We start from the raw sequence: 15,620 nt of genomic DNA on the forward strand, positions 1-15,620 counted from the left end.
CTCCCGTTAGAAAAATGTGACAACTGTCGCAAAAGCATAGTGAGTTCCCCATGGACGATCTATGACATATAATCTCTGATTATTGATAATTCGTCCGGAAGTGAAGACATGAGCCACCAGTCACCCGATTTGATCAGCGAGCTTCTCCGTGGAATGCGCCTTTCCGGGGTGAAATATCGTCGCATAGAAGCCAGCTCTCCCTTTGGCGTGGCGTTCCATCAGGCGCCAGGCAAAGCGCAATTCCACTTTGTGAGCCACGGCTCTGCGCTGCTGCGCATGGAGAGTGGCGCGACGTTCACCCTGAGCGGCGGCGATGCGCTGTTTATCCCGAACGGCAACGCCCATGCCCTGCTTTCTGACGAACATGCCGACATCACGCCGGTCAGCGCATTTCCAAGTGAGCCGATTTGTAACTCCGTCTGCGCCATCACCTGCGAACCCTGCCCGGACAGCGAGAACACGATAATATTCAGCGGATGCATGGATTTTGAACTTGGCGGGATGCAGCCCCTGATCAAGGCGATGCCGGAAGTGATGATGGTAAGCCGCCTGATGTCCACGTGGCCGGAGATCCATCCGCTGCTCGCGGCAATGGAGCGAGAATCCATGACCCGGCAGGTCGGTTTTGCTGGCATCCTGGCACGCCTTGCCGATGTGGTGGCGGCGCTGATTGTGCGTGGCTGGGTAGAAGCAGGATGCGGAAAAGCGACCGGATGGGTGCAGGTGCTGCGCGACCCGCGTTTAAGCCGCGCGATCTATGCCATGCATCAACAGCCGGGGGTCAACTGGAACGTGGCGGACCTGGCAAAAGAGGCAGGGACATCGCGCTCTGTCTTCGCCGAGCGTTTTCTGTCGGCAACCGGCACCACACCTGCCAAATACCTGTCAGAGCTGCGGATGCGGCTGGCCATTCAGTATATTCGCCATGAACATCAGCCGCTCGAAACGGTTGCGCTGCGTCTGGGGTATGGGTCACTTGCCGCGTTTAGCCGGGCGTTCAAGCGCATTGTCGGCCAGGCGCCCGGTTCGCTGCGTGAAACCAGCCAGACCCCGGAAGAGGTCTGACTGTCAGGCGCTATCAGAAGTAGTATTTAAAGCGTACGCGGCCACCGTATCGGGAGTCGTTATTACCGTCGCCCTGGTTTGGATGCGCTTCAACCCAGGAGGCATACGCACCCAGATAAATATTGAAGTTCTTCATCTTCATGACGTTATCGAAGAGATAGGATGCGTGAACGGTATGGATATCGTAATCGCCCGGATCGGTTATCCAGCAGTCGTTGTCGCAGTCGGCGTTAAAACTGGCGGTGTCAAATTTGTCTATCTCGTTATGCGCATAGATATAACCCAGCTCTAACTTGTGCCATAACCCGTTGATCCCCGCCGTGAAGTCTTTTTCATCCGTGGCGTCCATGTAGGCCGTATTCAGGTTGATCACCGTGCCATTTTCCGGATCGGCTTTCTGGCCGTTCCAGGTCATCGTAAGCCCGTAACCGGTACGATCGGACTGATCTACCCATTTGCCGGATGCATCGCGGTAGCCATAAGCGTTGTTCACCAGATTGCTCTCCATCGCGATGGCGGTTGAGAAGCCCCCGCTTTGCCATGAGATGACCGGACGCACATAAGCCACGTTCTTGTCGTTATCAAGATCAACGCCGTGATACTGCTGATCGACGAACAGCGTGCTGCCGTTTTCCAGCAGCGTGTTGACCTCGAAATACCAGTTATCCATCGTTTTACTGAGCAGGAAGTTACCGCCGCTGTCACTACGCCCGCGCCCCTCTTTCAGCATATAGATGTAGCCATAGCCATCGCTGTAAAGGTCGTTTGCCGTGTTGCCGGAATACTCGATGAAGGTGTCCTGGTTCAGCGGGAACATGTCGTAGGCTTCAAAGCGGCCCACTTTTACCTTCCAGTCGTTTTCAGTTCCGAAGAAGAACACGGCATCATCAAGGTTCATTTTACCGGTCAGGTCGGCAAGCGGTTGCACGGAGAAACCGGCGAAATTACCGTTATCCATCCGGCGATAACCGTCAAAACCGAGCAGCAGGCGGCCGTTGATATCCCAGCGCTCGTTGCTGCCAGGCGCCCAGTCTTTATTGGCCGTCGTTTTCATTGACGTCAGGCTGCCGGTTTTGCTGGCCGCATCCATATTAAATTCCACATCACCGTAGAATTTAATATCGCCATAACCTGATAACGTCAGTTTTGGTATAGCGGGTGTCGTTACAGGCTCCGCTGATTCCACATTAACGCTTGCGGGTTTCTGCGCGGTAACAGCCTGTTGTTGCTGGAGAGCCTGAATTTGCGCTTCAGCCTGCGCCGCGCGGTTTTCTGCACTTTCCAGGCGAGCTTCCAGTTTCGCCAGTTTTTCTTCCAGGGTTGGGGTATTTTTTGCTGCGAAAGCGCTTGTGGTACAAAAAGCACTAATGACCAGAGCAATAGCCTTAACTCTCATGGATTCCATCCTCGTGAATTATTCATTACGTCCTGAGTTGTACTACCCTATGCCGGTAATACGACTGTATTACCGGTTTAATACATCAATCGTTATTTTATTCCTTCGCGAATTCACCTTTATTCAAATCACGGACTACACCGTTCATCACATTTTCAGTCAGTCCATAAAATTTAATGGAAAATGCCGTGAGTAAATAAAACAACGATGGGATGAGGGTGAATAACAGAATAACGCCCTGCACGGCGGAATCAGACTGTATTTCACTGTTTGATTCATAGTTGAACCAGGCCAGAACCCATCCCAGAATTGCGCCACCGACGGCAACACCCAATTTAATGACAAAAATATTGGCAGCAACATTCATCCCTGTTATTCGACGCTGGGTTTTCCATTCACCATAGTTATTTGCATCGGTAATCATTGACCACTGCAATGCCCCATTTCCACCCTGCACTATCTGAATCAGGACGTGGGCGATTAACGGCATTATCCAGAACTCCAGCGGGAGCCAGAAGCACACCACGCCGAGGGCGGCATTGAGGATATTGATCCAGAACGACAGTTTCACCTTACAAAAACGTGTCCCGAAGGGTTGCGCCAGCACCGAACCAAACATCGAGGCCAGCATTCCACCCAGCATAAAGAAGGAGATGATGTCCGCCCCTTTATTCAGCACCGTATTGACGAAATACACCACGGCGCCACCGCGGATCACCACTGCGACCAGCATCATAAAGTTATAGACCGACAAAATGCGCCACTGGTCGTTACGAAAGAGGATCTTAACGTCACGAGCGATATTCAGATTCTCTTCTTTAATGGGCTGAACCCGCTCTCTGGTGGTGAGAAAACAGGCCAGAAACATCAGACAGCCAATCACGCCAAAGATCCCCATCGCCACCTGAATGCCGGTGGCGCGATCGCCCGGGAAAAGATAATCCGCCAGTGGCAGAATGCAGGCCGTGCCCAGCGCGCCACCGATGGGGGTGATGGCAAAACGCCAGGACTGCAACGAAAGATTTTCACGCGGGTCGGAGGTTAACGCCGCACCGAGCGAACAGTAAGGAATATTAATGGCGGTATACATCAGGGTCATAAAAATATACGCCCCAACGGCATAATAGATTTTCCCGGTTTCGGTAAAGTCAGGAATGGAATACACCAGCACGCAACTTACCGCAAAGGGAATGCAAATAGCTAACAGCCACGGGCGAAAACGCCCCCAACGCGTTGACGTGGCATCCGCAATGGCTCCCATTATCGGGTCGGTTATCGCATCTAATAATCGGACCAGCAGGAACATTGTCCCCATTACTGCAGGAGGCAGGCCGTATATATCAGTGTAATAATACGCCAGAATAGCCACTGACGAGTCAAATACAATATGACTCGCCGCATCCCCCAGGCTATAACCTATTTTTTCTTTTACTGGAATTCGTTCTGTCGCCGCCATAGATTCACCTCATTTAATGAAACCGGTTTCTGTTGTCGGCGATAATTTCGCTGAGAGGCGTACGATTATCCATTATGATTTTTCACTACAAGATTATGTTTTTTGCTTTATGTGATCCTGACAATTAAAAAAATGCAATGACCGCAAGAACGCCCTCCCCTTTATATTAAATAATGTCTTACTTATTTCTCCGGTCAATATTTCCATTATTCCGATGTGACCCTCAACGCAACGGTAAATTGTCTGAGTCTGCGAAAAATGGGATATTCAACACGCGAACCTCTCAATATTCGTCTAAGGTTTTCACGTGGTTGATGACAGCGGTCACGCTGCTCAGCAAATACAGGAGAGAACCGATGATAAAACCTCATATGCGCCACCCTACACTTTTATCGCTCGCACTTGGCGGTGCACTGCTGGGCGTAACCTTATCTGGCTACGCGGAAGACAAGGTTACTGGCCAGTCGACGCCCCCTGACATACTGCTCGGGCCCCTTTTTAACGATGTCCAGAGCGCCAAACTCTTTCCCGATCAAAAGACCTTTGCCGATGCGGTTCCTAAAAGCGATCCCCTGACTATCCTGGCGGATTACCGGATGCAGCACACCCAGTCCGGCTTCGACCTGCGGCATTTTGTGGAAATGAACTTTACCCTGCCGATGGAAGGCGAAAAGTACATTCCGCCGTCAGGACAGAGTTTGCGCGCACATATCGACGGGCTGTGGCCAGTACTGACGCGTACCACTGACAAAGCCAGCAAATGGGACTCTTTGCTGCCGCTGCCAAAATCTTATGTGGTACCCGGCGGGCGTTTTCGCGAGGTGTATTACTGGGACAGCTATTTCACCATGCTCGGCCTGGCGGAAAGCGGCCACTGGGACAAAATCAACGATATGGTGGACAACTTTGCCTATGAAATTGATACCTGGGGGCATATCCCGAACGGCAACCGCAGCTATTACCTGAGCCGCTCCCAGCCTCCGTTCTTCGCACTGATGGTTGAGTTGTTAGCCACGCACGACAGCGACGCGCTGAAAAAATACCGCCCGCAGATGGAAAAGGAGTACCGGTACTGGATGGACGGCGTGGACGCACTCCAGCCGGGGCAGGCCAATAAGCGGGTGGTGAAACTGGACGACGGCACCATCCTTAACCGCTACTGGGACGACCGGGATACACCGCGTCCGGAGTCCTGGCTTGATGATGTGACCACCGCGAAAAATAACCCTAACCGCCCGGCAACGGAGATCTATCGCGATCTGCGCTCCGCTGCCGCCTCCGGCTGGGATTTCAGCTCCCGCTGGATGGACGATCCGCAAAAGCTCGGCACGATCCGCACCACCAGCATTGTGCCGGTCGATCTTAACGCGCTGATGTACAAGATGGAAAAACTGCTGGCCAAAGCCAGCCAGGACGCAGGGGATACGGCTAGTGCGACAAAATATGACGCCCTGGCAACCGCGCGCCAGAAAGCCATTGAGGGCCATCTGTGGAATGAAAAAGAGGCCTGGTACGCCGATTACGATCTGAAAAGCAAAAAGGTACGTAATCAGCTGACCGCTGCCGCACTCTTCCCGCTGTTTGTGAAAGCGGCGGCGCAGGAACGTGCGGATAAAGTGGCGGCCGCGGCCTCTGCGCGACTGTTAAAACCCGGCGGCATTTCGACGACCACGATCAACAGCGGGCAACAGTGGGATGCACCAAACGGCTGGGCGCCATTACAGTGGATCGCGACGGAAGGATTGCAGAATTACGGGCAAGACAAGGTGGCCATGGATGTGACCTGGCGGTTCCTGAAAAATGTTCAGCATACCTACGATCGCGAGCAGAAACTGGTTGAGAAGTATGATGTTTCTACTACTGGCACAGGTGGTGGTGGCGGTGAGTATCCGTTGCAGGACGGCTTCGGCTGGACGAACGGCGTGACGCTGAAAATGCTGGATTTGGTGTGTCCGAAAGAGAAGCCGTGCGAGAGTGTGCCGGTGAATCAGCCTGCGGCAAATGAGGAGGTCGCGGCACCAGCGAAAAGTGCGGCGCAGTAGGTGGTGATTGTCGGGGATTGTGGTGGAGTGAGGGGTACATACGGCTGAAGTGGTCATTCCGTTCACTTTATGTTCCTTGCTACTCTGTCACTACATTACTCGTGAACGTGCCAGGGTGGCTCTCCGCCACCACCCTGGCAACCCGGGGTCCCGGCAAGAAAATCGCCACCGGGCATCAGACCCATCATCAGAAACTGTAACTTGCTCCCAGCTGCCAGGTGCGGTCGCGGCCTATCCAGCAGTTGCTGGCGTCATAGCAGGTCAGCGTCTCTTTGTTCGTGATGTTCTGTGCGCTCATCTTCAGCGTCAGCCCCGCAAGTGACGGCAGGAGCTCGCCCATACGATAAGACGCCGCCAGGTCATACTGCGTGGTGCCACCCAATTTCCCCGCATCGTTGGCTGGTGAAATTTCCATTGGCCCGGTATAGCGGGCACCGGCACCAATATTCACCCCTTTCAGCGGCGTGCTGTCGAAGGTGTAATCGCCCCACAGGTTAAACGCATTCTCCGGCACCTGGGTCGGGCGTTTGCCTTTGTACTTATCATCTTCGGTGTTAATCGCGTGGGTATACGCATAGTTGACCACCAGCGTCAGGTTGTCCGTCGGGCGGCTGGTTGCTGAAAGCTCCGCACCTTCAGATTCAACCTCGCCAGTCTGGCGATAGTTCAGGAAACCAGGATCGGTTGTGACCACATTCTTCTGGCGAATGTTAAATACCGAGGCAGTCAGCGTGGTCGCGAAATCCTCCATGAGATACTTCACCCCGCCTTCCACCTGCTTACTGGTCGTTGGCTTGACGTCCCGGGCCGTCAGCGTGCCTTGCGGCGATACCGGGGCAAATCCTTCGGAGTAACTGATGAACGGCGATATACCATTGTCGAAGGCATACAGCGCGCCCAGCCGTTTGGTGACACGATCCTGTGAAACCCACGCTTTATCCCCGTTTTGCAGGTAGTTGGTGGTCACAGAGCGGTAATCGTCATAACGCAGGCTACCCAGCAGGTTAAGCCCGCCAAAGACCACCTGATCCTGCACGTAATAACCGTCCTGCTGATAGCTCAGGCGGTTTTTCTGCGCGGTATATAAACCCAGCTCGCTTTCATGAATTTGTGAGTAGTCCGGGTCGCGCATATCGATGCCCGGTGTGGCAGAGGCGTAGCGATAGTGGAAGTGGGAGTTCAGCTTCTGGTAATCGAACCCCGCCAGCAGATGATGTTGCCACTCACCGAGGGTTACCGTTTTGGTGACCTGGTTATCCATGTTGAAGCTCTGGAGGTCTTCATCCGTGGTATAGGCGAAGCGGTTAAGTTCATACACTTCACTTCCCTGCCCGGTGGAATAGGCGCTGCGCTGATGCGTATCCACATCGAAATAACGCACTTTCTGGCTGAAGCCCCAGCCACTGTCGAAGGCATGTTCGAAGTGGTACCCGAGCATCCATTGCCGCTGTTTGAAACCGCTCCATTCGTCCCCGGCATAATCACGACGTCCGGCATACTCAGAGCGCAGATAGGCTAACGGCAGCGGGTTAGACGGCGACAAACTCGGAGTGTTTTGCGCCAGAGCATCAATCGTGAGGCGCGTGTTGCTGTCTGGCTGCCAGGTCACGGACGGCGCCACCAGATAGTTTTCATAGCGCGTGGTGTGCGGCTGGTCGTCATTTTCGGTGGCTTTACCCAACAGACGGTAATTCCAGTCGCTGTCAGCTATTTGCCCGGTCGAATCGAGATATCCCTCTTTCAGATTGCGGTTACCGGTGGTAAAGCCCAGCTCGGTTTTCGCCTCTTTTTGCGGCATCTTGCCCTGAATATTCACCAGACCACCCGGAGAGCCCCCGCCATACAACACTGACGATGGCCCTTTGAGAATATCGACGTTCTCGATCAGCAGCGGGTCGATGCGCGCTTTGGTGTTGCCGGTGACGTTGTAAGGAAGTTGCAGACCGTTGTAGAACTCCTGGTCGACGGTAAAGCCGCGAATTTTATACTCGCTCATGTACGACGTATTACCACGGACCTCGGTCGACACGCCCGGCGCATAGCGCAGGATCTCGTTCACCGATTTCGCATGGCGTTGTTCAATCTCTTGTGCAGAGAGGGTATTGATGACCTGCGGGGTTTTACTTTCCGCCACCGCAGATTTGGTGGCACTGTTCGTCCAGACCGGCAGCGCATCGCCCTGCGTTGCCCCCGTAACTACAATTGTGGATTCTTCGGCAAAAGCCGCTCCCTGCAATGCCAGCGTCACGGCTCCTGCCAACGCACATAACGCAAAACGCGAAGTGATCATATTGTCGTCTTATTATTAAATGATATTAGGAACGACAATTATTATCATTTGCATAAACAAATCAATACCACCAAAGAAAACGGCCCTCCGGAGAGAGCCGTTTTTCACTGTTCTTATGCTCTTCTGAGTAACCTGAACACGCCCAGTACCACGATGGCGCCCACTACGGCAACCAGGAAACTGTGCATATTAAAACCACTCACGTTACCTCCGAGGCCAAACATTGTTGCCAGCCAGCCACCAACAACTGCACCAACGACCCCGAGGACACAGGTCAAAATAAAGCCGCCACCATCACGCCCCGGCATGATAAGTTTGGCGATAGCGCCGGCAATAAGACCAAAGATAATCCAGGCGATGATACCCATAGCGATGCCCTCTTGCAGGTTTAACGCATACGCAGAAAACCTTCTGCACATGTACTCTAATTATAGGCTAAAGCCATAAAACCGATTTCATCTCACCGACTTAAATTACTGCCGCCATGAAAAAAACTCACCGGTTTGTATTAAGTTTCATTTCAGGCTGCCGATAACTCAAAGACAGTCTGTCACACATCGAGGAGCCATCTGGCGTGAGTAATTACAGTGAGCAGTTCCTGAAACAAAATCCGCTGGCTGTATTAGGGGTATTACGCGATCTGCAAAAAGGTGAGGTGCCACTGCGCATCAGTTGGGCAACCAATCAGTTTATCAGCAAAATCCTCGAAGCCTCGCCGGAGCGCCTGGTCATCGATCTGGGTAGCCAGGAGTACGAAAACCGCGCGGCACTTCGGGCAGAAAATATCTCAGTGATGGCTGAAACGCAGGGTGCAAAAGTAGAGTTTGTGCTGCCACGACTGACACAGGGTGAATTCCAGGGGCTTCCTGCGTTTATCACACCCTTGCCGACTAACCTGTGGTTTGTGCAACGCCGCGAATATTTTCGTATCAGCGCCCCGCTTCATCCGGCCTATTTTTGCAAGGCGCGAATGCCGGATAAGAAAGAGTTTCGCTTCCGCCTGTTTGATCTGTCCCTCGGCGGGATGGGCGCTTTAATGGACACGCCAAAACCCGACGGACTGGTCGAAGGAATGCGTTTTTCGCAAATTGAGCTGGATATGGGCGGCTGGGGGCGGTTCTATTTTGATGCCCAGCTGATTGCTATCAGCGAGCGCAAAGTGGTTGATAGCAAGAACGAAACCATCACCACCCCGCGTCTGAGCTTCCGTTTTCTGAATGTCGGGCCAGGTGCAGAGCGGGAACTTCAGCGCATTATTTTTTCACTGGAACGCGAAGCGCGGGAAAGAGCCAACAAAGTCCTGTGACAGATGTCGGGCAGCAGACCGCCGCCCGACGACGGCATTACATGGCATCCATCGCTTTCTGAACTTTCCAGATATAACGTGGGGCCTGTGGTGCCGGATGATTCTTCACCACATGTTCAAAGAACTCGTCTTTATCCATGCCGTTAATCTCGTCGATCGCTTCTTTCCGGTCAGATGAGAATGTCCTGAGCAACGCGCCCGCACCGTTCACGTAAGAGACCACCAGCGCATATTGCATCACTTCTGGATCTTCGATGCCTTTTAGCACGCCGTGTTCCAGAATGCTCAGATACGCCGTCCCCATTGAGATATTACGTTCCGGGTTTTTCAGCTCGCTGGTCGATGGCTGCCCGCTCCATCCCATATAGCGATAAACCTCTTTCCCGGCCGTCGACGCCTTTAGCTGCATCAGCCCCACCGCATTGGATTTACTGACCAGGGTCGGATTACCACCCGACTCCACCGCAATGATCGCCGTCACCAGACGCGGACTCACGCCCCAGGCCTTTCCGGCTTGCTCGCTGATTGGCATCCACTGCATTGCCCGTTTAACAGGCACTTCCGGGTTCCACGGCGGATTTTGGTAGTCATGTTTGGTACTACAGCCAGCAAGCAACACAATCAAAAAAGCAAACCATCTCAATTTCACGTCATCTATCCTTATAGCCGGTCATCGCGGTCACGCTGCCTCTTGAAGGTGGCATCGTGTAAGCGGCATGATATAGACAATTAGCTTCTCATTCAGCAAGGAATTGCCATGTCTCAGTTTCATCTCATCGCGCCGTCGGGCTACTGCATTAACCAGGAAGCGGCACAGCGGGGCGTTCAGCGCTTACTGGAATCCGGCCATCAGGTAGAAAATCAGACGATTATCCCCCGCCGCCAGCAACGTTTTGCCGGGACGCAAGCGCAGAGACTAAATGATATCAACGGTCTGGTGAACCTGAAGGGTGAGAATAACATCGTGCTGGCGGTGCGAGGCGGATACGGCGCCAGCCGGTTGCTGGAAAGCATCGACTGGGCGGGGCTGGCCAAACGTCAGCAGCACGATCCCCTGCTGATTTGCGGCCACAGTGACTTCACGGTTATCCAGCTTGGCCTGCTGGCACTGCATAATGTCATTACTTTCAGCGGCCCGATGCTGGCCGGGAATTTTGGCGCACCAGAGCTTGATGCCTTTACCCAGGAGCATTTCTGGCGCGCCCTGCGCAATCCGACCTTCAATATCGAGTGGCAAGGCGACGGGCCAGACTGGGAATGTGAGGGGCAGCTGTGGGGCGGAAATCTGGCGATGCTGGTGTCGCTGATTGGCACACCGTGGCTGCCGGATATTGATGACGGCATTCTGGTGCTTGAAGATATCAATGAGCACCCGTTCCGCGTCGAGCGAATGCTGCTTCAGCTTTATCATGCCGGTATTCTTGCGCGTCAGTCGGCTATCGTGCTCGGCAGTTTTAGCGGCTCCGCGCCGAATGAGTACGACGCGGGCTATTCTCTTGAAACGATGGTCGATTTTATCCGCTCCAGGCTGGATATTCCGGTGATAACCGGGCTGGCATTCGGCCATGAACAACAAACGGTGACCCTTCCGCTTGGCGCGCAGGCTTTCCTGAAGCACGATAATTCGGGCAGTCGGCTAACAATAAGCGGCCATCCGGTCATAAAGGCATAAAAAAGCCGTTAAACCACCGCAATAAAACGCTGTATCTGCCGTTAATATGTTAGGGTTTTAATAACAGATACAGCATTAAGGTGGGAGTACGACAACATTGGATGCCGCAGCGATAATCAGCCTATTCATTCTGGGTTCTGTCCTTGTAACCTGTAGTATTTTATTAAGTTCATTTTCTTCGCGCCTTGGCATCCCTATTCTTGTTATTTTCCTCGCTATCGGGATGTTGGCCGGTATAGATGGTATCGGCGGTATTCCTTTCGATAACTATCCCTTCGCTTATATGATCAGTAACCTCGCCCTGGCGGTCATTTTGCTGGATGGCGGGATGCGTACTCAGGCCAGCTCGTTTCGGGTCGCCTTAGGCCCGGCGCTTTCACTTGCGACTGTCGGGGTGCTTATCACCTCCGGCCTGACCGGGATGATGGCGGCGTGGCTGTTTCATCTCAACATCATGGAAGGCCTGCTGATTGGCGCGATTGTCGGCTCGACCGATGCGGCGGCGGTCTTTTCCCTGCTCGGCGGTAAAGGGCTGAACGAGCGTGTTGGCTCAACGCTTGAAATTGAATCCGGCAGTAACGACCCGATGGCGGTGTTCCTCACCATTACCCTGATTGAGATGATCCAGCAGCACGAAACCGGTTTAAGCTGGATGTTTGCCTGGCACATTTTGCAGCAGTTTGGTCTGGGGATTGTCATCGGCCTTTCCGGCGGCTATTTGCTACAGCAAATGATCAACCGCATCTCCCTGCCTGCAGGGCTCTATCCGTTGCTGGCCCTGAGCGGCGGGATCCTTATTTTCGGCCTCACTACGGCGATGGACGGCAGCGGTATTCTGGCGGTCTATTTGTGCGGATTCCTGCTGGGCAACCGCCCTATTCGCAACCGCCATGCTATTTTGCAGAACTTTGACGGGCTGGCCTGGCTTGCACAAATCGGCATGTTCCTGGTGCTGGGACTGCTGGTTACGCCATCCGACCTGCTGCCAATTGCCGTTCCGGCGTTGATCCTTTCTGCCTGGATGATTTTCTTTGCCCGCCCGCTGTCGGTCTTTGCCGGACTGCTGCCGTTTCGCGGGTTCAACCTGCGCGAGCGTATTTTTATCAGCTGGGTCGGGTTGCGCGGCGCTGTGCCGATTATCCTTGCCGTGTTCCCGATGATGGCGGGCCTGGATAACTCGCGGTTGTTCTTTAACGTGGCCTTTTTCGTGGTGCTGGTATCGCTGTTATTCCAGGGGACATCTCTGGGCTGGGCGGCCAAAAAAGCCAAAGTGGTGGTTCCGCCTGTCGGCTGGCCGGTCTCCCGCGTGGGGCTGGACATTCACCCGGAAAACCCCTGGGAACAGTTTGTTTATCAACTGAGCGCCGACAAGTGGTGCGTGGGTGCTTCGCTGCGCGATTTGCACATGCCTGCCGAAACGCGAATTGCCGCCCTGTTCCGCGATAATATTCTGCTGCACCCGACCGGCAGCACGCGCCTGCGGGAAGGCGATATTCTCTGCGTTATTGGCCGCGAGCGTGACCTTCCGGCATTAGGGAAGCTGTTCAGCCAGTCACCTCCGGTGGCGCTGGATCAGCGCTTCTTCGGTGATTTTATTCTGGAAGCCAACGCCAAATTTGCCGATGTCGCGCTGATTTACGGTCTGGATGAGGGGCTTGAGTACCGCGATAAGCAGCAGACGCTCGGCGAAATTATCCAGCAACTGCTGGGTGCGGCGCCGGTTGTCGGTGACCAGGTGGAGTTTGCCGGGATGATCTGGACGGTGGCCGAGAAAGAAGATAACGCGGTGCGTAAGGTCGGCGTAAGGCCGATGGACGAGGACGCGGAGTAGTAGGTTTGTGCCGGGTGGCGGCTTCGCCTTACCCGGCCTACATTTGAGTAAAATGTTACACCGTCACAACTGGCACTCTCGGTGCCAGCGCGCACATCAGTTCATACCCGATAGTCCCCGCCGCAGCGGCCACATCATCGATTTTAATCTCATTCCCCCACAGCTCGACAGGCGACCCAATCCCCGCCTGCGGGCAAGTTGTTAAATCAACCGCCAGCATGTCCATCGAAACGGTTCCCACCGTACCGGTGCGAACGCCATCAACCCATACCGGCGTGCCCGATGGTGCAATGCGGGGATAGCCGTCAGCATAACCGCCTGCCACAATCCCGATACGCTGATCGCCTGTCGCACGGTAGCGGCTACCGTAACCGACGGTATCCCCGGCCTTCAGGGTTTGCACGCCAATGATTTCACTGCGCAGGGTCATCACCGGTTTCAGGCCGCTGTTGGCAATATCCTGCCACTGGCCCGACGGAGAAGCACCGTACAGAATAATCCCCGGACGCACCCAGTTATAGTGTGCTTCAGGGTGCCAGAGCGTGGCCGCTGAATTGGAAAGCGAACGCGGGCAATCCAGACCTTCGGCGGCCTGCCCGATACGCGTCATGGCGTCGGCAATACCATCAGGTTTTTCTGCATCGGCGAAGTGCGCCATTAACGTCATTTCACCCACATTTTGCAGGGCGCGGAGCTGCTGCCAGACCGTATGCACCCGCTCAGGCTGGAAGCCCAGGCGGTTCATGCCGCTGTTCATTTTGACGTAGATATCCAGCGGGGCATGTAATTTCGCATTTTGCAGCGCTTTGATTTGCCAGTTACTGTGCACGCTGGTAGTCAGGCGATACTTATCCAGCAGCGGCAGATCGTCGGCATGGAAGAACCCTTCCAGCAGCAGTATCGGCCCTTTCCAGCCGCGCTCGCGCAGTAAAATGGCTTCTTCCAGGTTCAGTAAGGCAAAACCATCCGTGCTGCTGAGCGCGTTCCAGATGCGATCAATACCGTGGCCGTAGGCGTTAGCTTTGACAACCGACCATACACGCGAGCCTGGCGCTGCACGACGAACAATCTGGAGGTTATCCTTCAGCGCCTTCAGATCCAGCTGAGCCAGAATAGGACGGGACATGACAACTCCTTGTTAATTATGCGCGCCGTGCAGGTGCTGTGGGCGCGATGGGGTAAACCCCGATTGATAACGCGCGGCACTTAAATCGTCGAACGGGATCGCCGGTGTACGCCCGGAGATCAGGTCGCTCAACAGCTGGCCTGAACCGCAGGCCATCGTCCAGCCCAGCGTGCCGTGGCCCGTGTTGGTCCACAGATTTTTAAACGGTGTACGCCCAACGATAGGCGTGCCGTCTGGCGTCATAGGGCGCAGCCCGGTCCAGAATGTCGCCTGCTCAACAAAGCCGCCGCGAGGGAACAGATCGCCCACCACCATCTCCAGCGTTTCACGGCGCGGCTGTAACAGCTCGGTGTTAAAGCCCACGATTTCGGCCATACCGCCCACGCGAATACGGTTATCAAAACGGGTGATCGCAATCTTGTAGGTTTCATCAAGAATAGTTGAGACCGGCGCGCCGCTTTCCTCTTTGACCGGAATAGTCAGCGAGTAGCCTTTCAGCGGATAGACCGGAATATCAAGAATGCCTTTCAGCATCGCGGTGGAGTAAGAGCCAAACGCCATAACATAAGCATCGGCTTTAATCACTTCGTCACCGCACTTCACGCCGTAGATGTTTTCACCTTCCGACAGCAGCTTATCGACGGAAGTGTTAAAGCGGAATTTCACTCCTGCCTGTTCGCACATCGCGGCCAGACGCTGAGTAAACAGCTGACAGTCGCCGGTTTCGTCATTCGGCAAACGCAGCCCGCCGGTCAGCTTGTGTGCGACTTCCGCCAGCGCCGGTTCAACCTGCGCCAGCTGACTGGCTTCCAGCAGCTGATACGGCACGCCGGCATCTTCAAGCACGGCGATATCGCGCGTGGCGTTTTCGTACTGCTGCGCGGTACGGAACAGCTGCAAAGTGCCGCCCTGACGGCCTTCATACTCAATGCCGGTAGAGGCACGCAGCGCTTTCAGGCAGTCACGGCTGTATTCCGCCAGGCGAACCATACGACCTTTGTTTTCCATGTAATGACGGGTGTCGCAGTTGCGCAGCATCTGCCACATCCACTTGAGCTGGAATTGCGAGCCATCAAGGCTAATCGCCAGCGGTGCATGGCGCTGGAACATCCATTTGATCGCCTTCAGCGGCACACCCGGAGCGGCCCACGGTGCTGCATAGCCCGGAGAGATCTGTCCCGCATTCGCCGCACTGGTTTCCAGTGCCGGGCCGGGTTCCCTGTCGATAACGGTAACGTCATGTCCTGCCTGACTTAAATACCAGGCGCTGGTTACACCAACGACACCACTTCCCAGTATGACAACACGCATAGCCAACTCCATTATGTGCAAAAGAACAATCTTCTAATTACAGATTGATAACCTAGTTGAAAATATTATTCAACATACGACTTTTTTATGGTGACTTATCTCACATCTTCCCCTGTACACGGGGA

At 54.3% G+C, this 15,620-nt stretch carries 12 protein-coding genes; 5 read left to right on the forward strand and 7 right to left on the reverse strand.

Features of this window, described 5'->3' with window-relative positions:
* The first annotated feature begins 108 nt into the window (after positions 1–108).
* The gene (locus tag N1249_RS12980) at positions 109–1,065 is read left to right on the forward strand and encodes an AraC family transcriptional regulator (protein ID WP_259829899.1); all 957 of its coding nucleotides are present in this window, start codon (positions 109–111) and stop codon (positions 1,063–1,065) included.
* 13 nt (positions 1,066–1,078) lie between these two features.
* Here N1249_RS12980 and N1249_RS12985 read toward each other — a convergent pair whose 3' ends face one another.
* Together N1249_RS12985 and N1249_RS12990 are read right to left on the reverse strand one after the other, a co-directional pair.
* Entirely contained in the window at positions 1,079–2,461 is a 1,383-nt protein-coding gene (locus N1249_RS12985; protein WP_259829901.1) for a carbohydrate porin, read from the reverse strand.
* Between the two features lie 97 nt (positions 2,462–2,558).
* A complete protein-coding gene (locus N1249_RS12990; RefSeq protein WP_259829903.1) occupies positions 2,559–3,917 on the reverse strand; it encodes a glycoside-pentoside-hexuronide (GPH):cation symporter in 1,359 nt (452 codons plus the stop codon).
* Positions 3,918–4,273: 356 nt separating this feature from the next.
* Between N1249_RS12990 and N1249_RS12995 the strand changes: the two genes are divergently transcribed.
* Positions 4,274–5,959 carry an alpha,alpha-trehalase gene (locus tag N1249_RS12995; protein WP_311202491.1) on the forward strand — a complete coding sequence of 562 codons (1,686 nt, stop codon included), beginning with the start codon at positions 4,274–4,276 and terminating at the stop codon, positions 5,957–5,959.
* Positions 5,960–6,146: 187 nt separating this feature from the next.
* Here the strand turns inward: N1249_RS12995 and N1249_RS13000 are convergent, their stop codons facing one another.
* Positions 6,147–8,249 (reverse strand): TonB-dependent siderophore receptor, encoded by a 2,103-nt coding sequence (locus N1249_RS13000; protein ID WP_259829905.1) that lies wholly within the window; start codon positions 8,247–8,249, stop codon positions 6,147–6,149.
* A gap of 113 nt (positions 8,250–8,362) precedes the next feature.
* Entirely contained in the window at positions 8,363–8,617 is a 255-nt protein-coding gene (locus tag N1249_RS13005) for a GlsB/YeaQ/YmgE family stress response membrane protein (RefSeq protein ID WP_259829907.1), read from the reverse strand.
* Positions 8,618–8,823: 206 nt separating this feature from the next.
* Between N1249_RS13005 and N1249_RS13010 the strand changes: the two genes are divergently transcribed.
* Positions 8,824–9,555: a flagellar brake protein gene (locus N1249_RS13010; RefSeq protein ID WP_257273316.1), complete on the forward strand. Its 732-nt coding sequence runs from the start codon at positions 8,824–8,826 to the stop codon at positions 9,553–9,555.
* 37 nt (positions 9,556–9,592) lie between these two features.
* On the opposite strand, the gene emtA is transcribed toward N1249_RS13010, so the two are convergent.
* Positions 9,593–10,204: a membrane-bound lytic murein transglycosylase EmtA gene (emtA, locus tag N1249_RS13015; RefSeq protein ID WP_166715770.1), complete on the reverse strand. Its 612-nt coding sequence runs from the start codon at positions 10,202–10,204 to the stop codon at positions 9,593–9,595.
* Positions 10,205–10,312: 108 nt separating this feature from the next.
* Between emtA and ldcA the strand changes: the two genes are divergently transcribed.
* Positions 10,313–11,227, forward strand: a complete 915-nt coding sequence (ldcA, locus tag N1249_RS13020; protein WP_259829914.1) for a muramoyltetrapeptide carboxypeptidase — start codon at positions 10,313–10,315, stop codon at positions 11,225–11,227.
* A gap of 97 nt (positions 11,228–11,324) precedes the next feature.
* Positions 11,325–13,058 (forward strand): potassium/proton antiporter, encoded by a 1,734-nt coding sequence (locus N1249_RS13025; RefSeq protein WP_257273318.1) that lies wholly within the window; start codon positions 11,325–11,327, stop codon positions 13,056–13,058.
* 55 nt (positions 13,059–13,113) lie between these two features.
* Here N1249_RS13025 and dadX read toward each other — a convergent pair whose 3' ends face one another.
* Complete coding sequence (gene dadX / locus N1249_RS13030) at positions 13,114–14,184, reverse strand: catabolic alanine racemase DadX (protein WP_259829916.1); 1,071 nt, start codon at positions 14,182–14,184, stop codon at positions 13,114–13,116.
* A 12-nt stretch (positions 14,185–14,196) separates the two neighbouring features.
* The gene (locus tag N1249_RS13035) at positions 14,197–15,495 is read right to left on the reverse strand and encodes a D-amino acid dehydrogenase (protein WP_014070630.1); all 1,299 of its coding nucleotides are present in this window, start codon (positions 15,493–15,495) and stop codon (positions 14,197–14,199) included.
* Between the last annotated feature and the right edge of the window lie 125 nt (positions 15,496–15,620).

The sequence above is a fragment of the Enterobacter sp. CP102 genome (assembly GCF_025152625.1).
Classification (GTDB): Bacteria; Pseudomonadota; Gammaproteobacteria; order Enterobacterales; family Enterobacteriaceae; genus Enterobacter; species Enterobacter soli.

Excerpts from the sequence above, each read along its gene's own strand:
- N1249_RS13005 (WP_259829907.1), bottom strand. The coding sequence starts at position 8,617 with ATGGGTATCATCGCCTGGATTATCTTTGGTCTTATTGCCGGCGCTATC.
- N1249_RS13035 (WP_014070630.1), bottom strand. The coding sequence starts at position 15,495 with ATGCGTGTTGTCATACTGGGAAGTGGTGTCGTTGGTGTAACCAGCGCC.
- N1249_RS12995 (WP_311202491.1), top strand. The coding sequence starts at position 4,274 with ATGATAAAACCTCATATGCGCCACCCTACACTTTTATCGCTCGCACTT.
- dadX (WP_259829916.1), bottom strand. The coding sequence starts at position 14,184 with ATGTCCCGTCCTATTCTGGCTCAGCTGGATCTGAAGGCGCTGAAGGAT.
- ldcA (WP_259829914.1), top strand. The coding sequence starts at position 10,313 with ATGTCTCAGTTTCATCTCATCGCGCCGTCGGGCTACTGCATTAACCAG.
- N1249_RS12985 (WP_259829901.1), bottom strand. The coding sequence starts at position 2,461 with ATGAGAGTTAAGGCTATTGCTCTGGTCATTAGTGCTTTTTGTACCACA.
- N1249_RS12990 (WP_259829903.1), bottom strand. The coding sequence starts at position 3,917 with ATGGCGGCGACAGAACGAATTCCAGTAAAAGAAAAAATAGGTTATAGC.
- N1249_RS12980 (WP_259829899.1), top strand. The coding sequence starts at position 109 with ATGAGCCACCAGTCACCCGATTTGATCAGCGAGCTTCTCCGTGGAATG.
- N1249_RS13000 (WP_259829905.1), bottom strand. The coding sequence starts at position 8,249 with ATGATCACTTCGCGTTTTGCGTTATGTGCGTTGGCAGGAGCCGTGACG.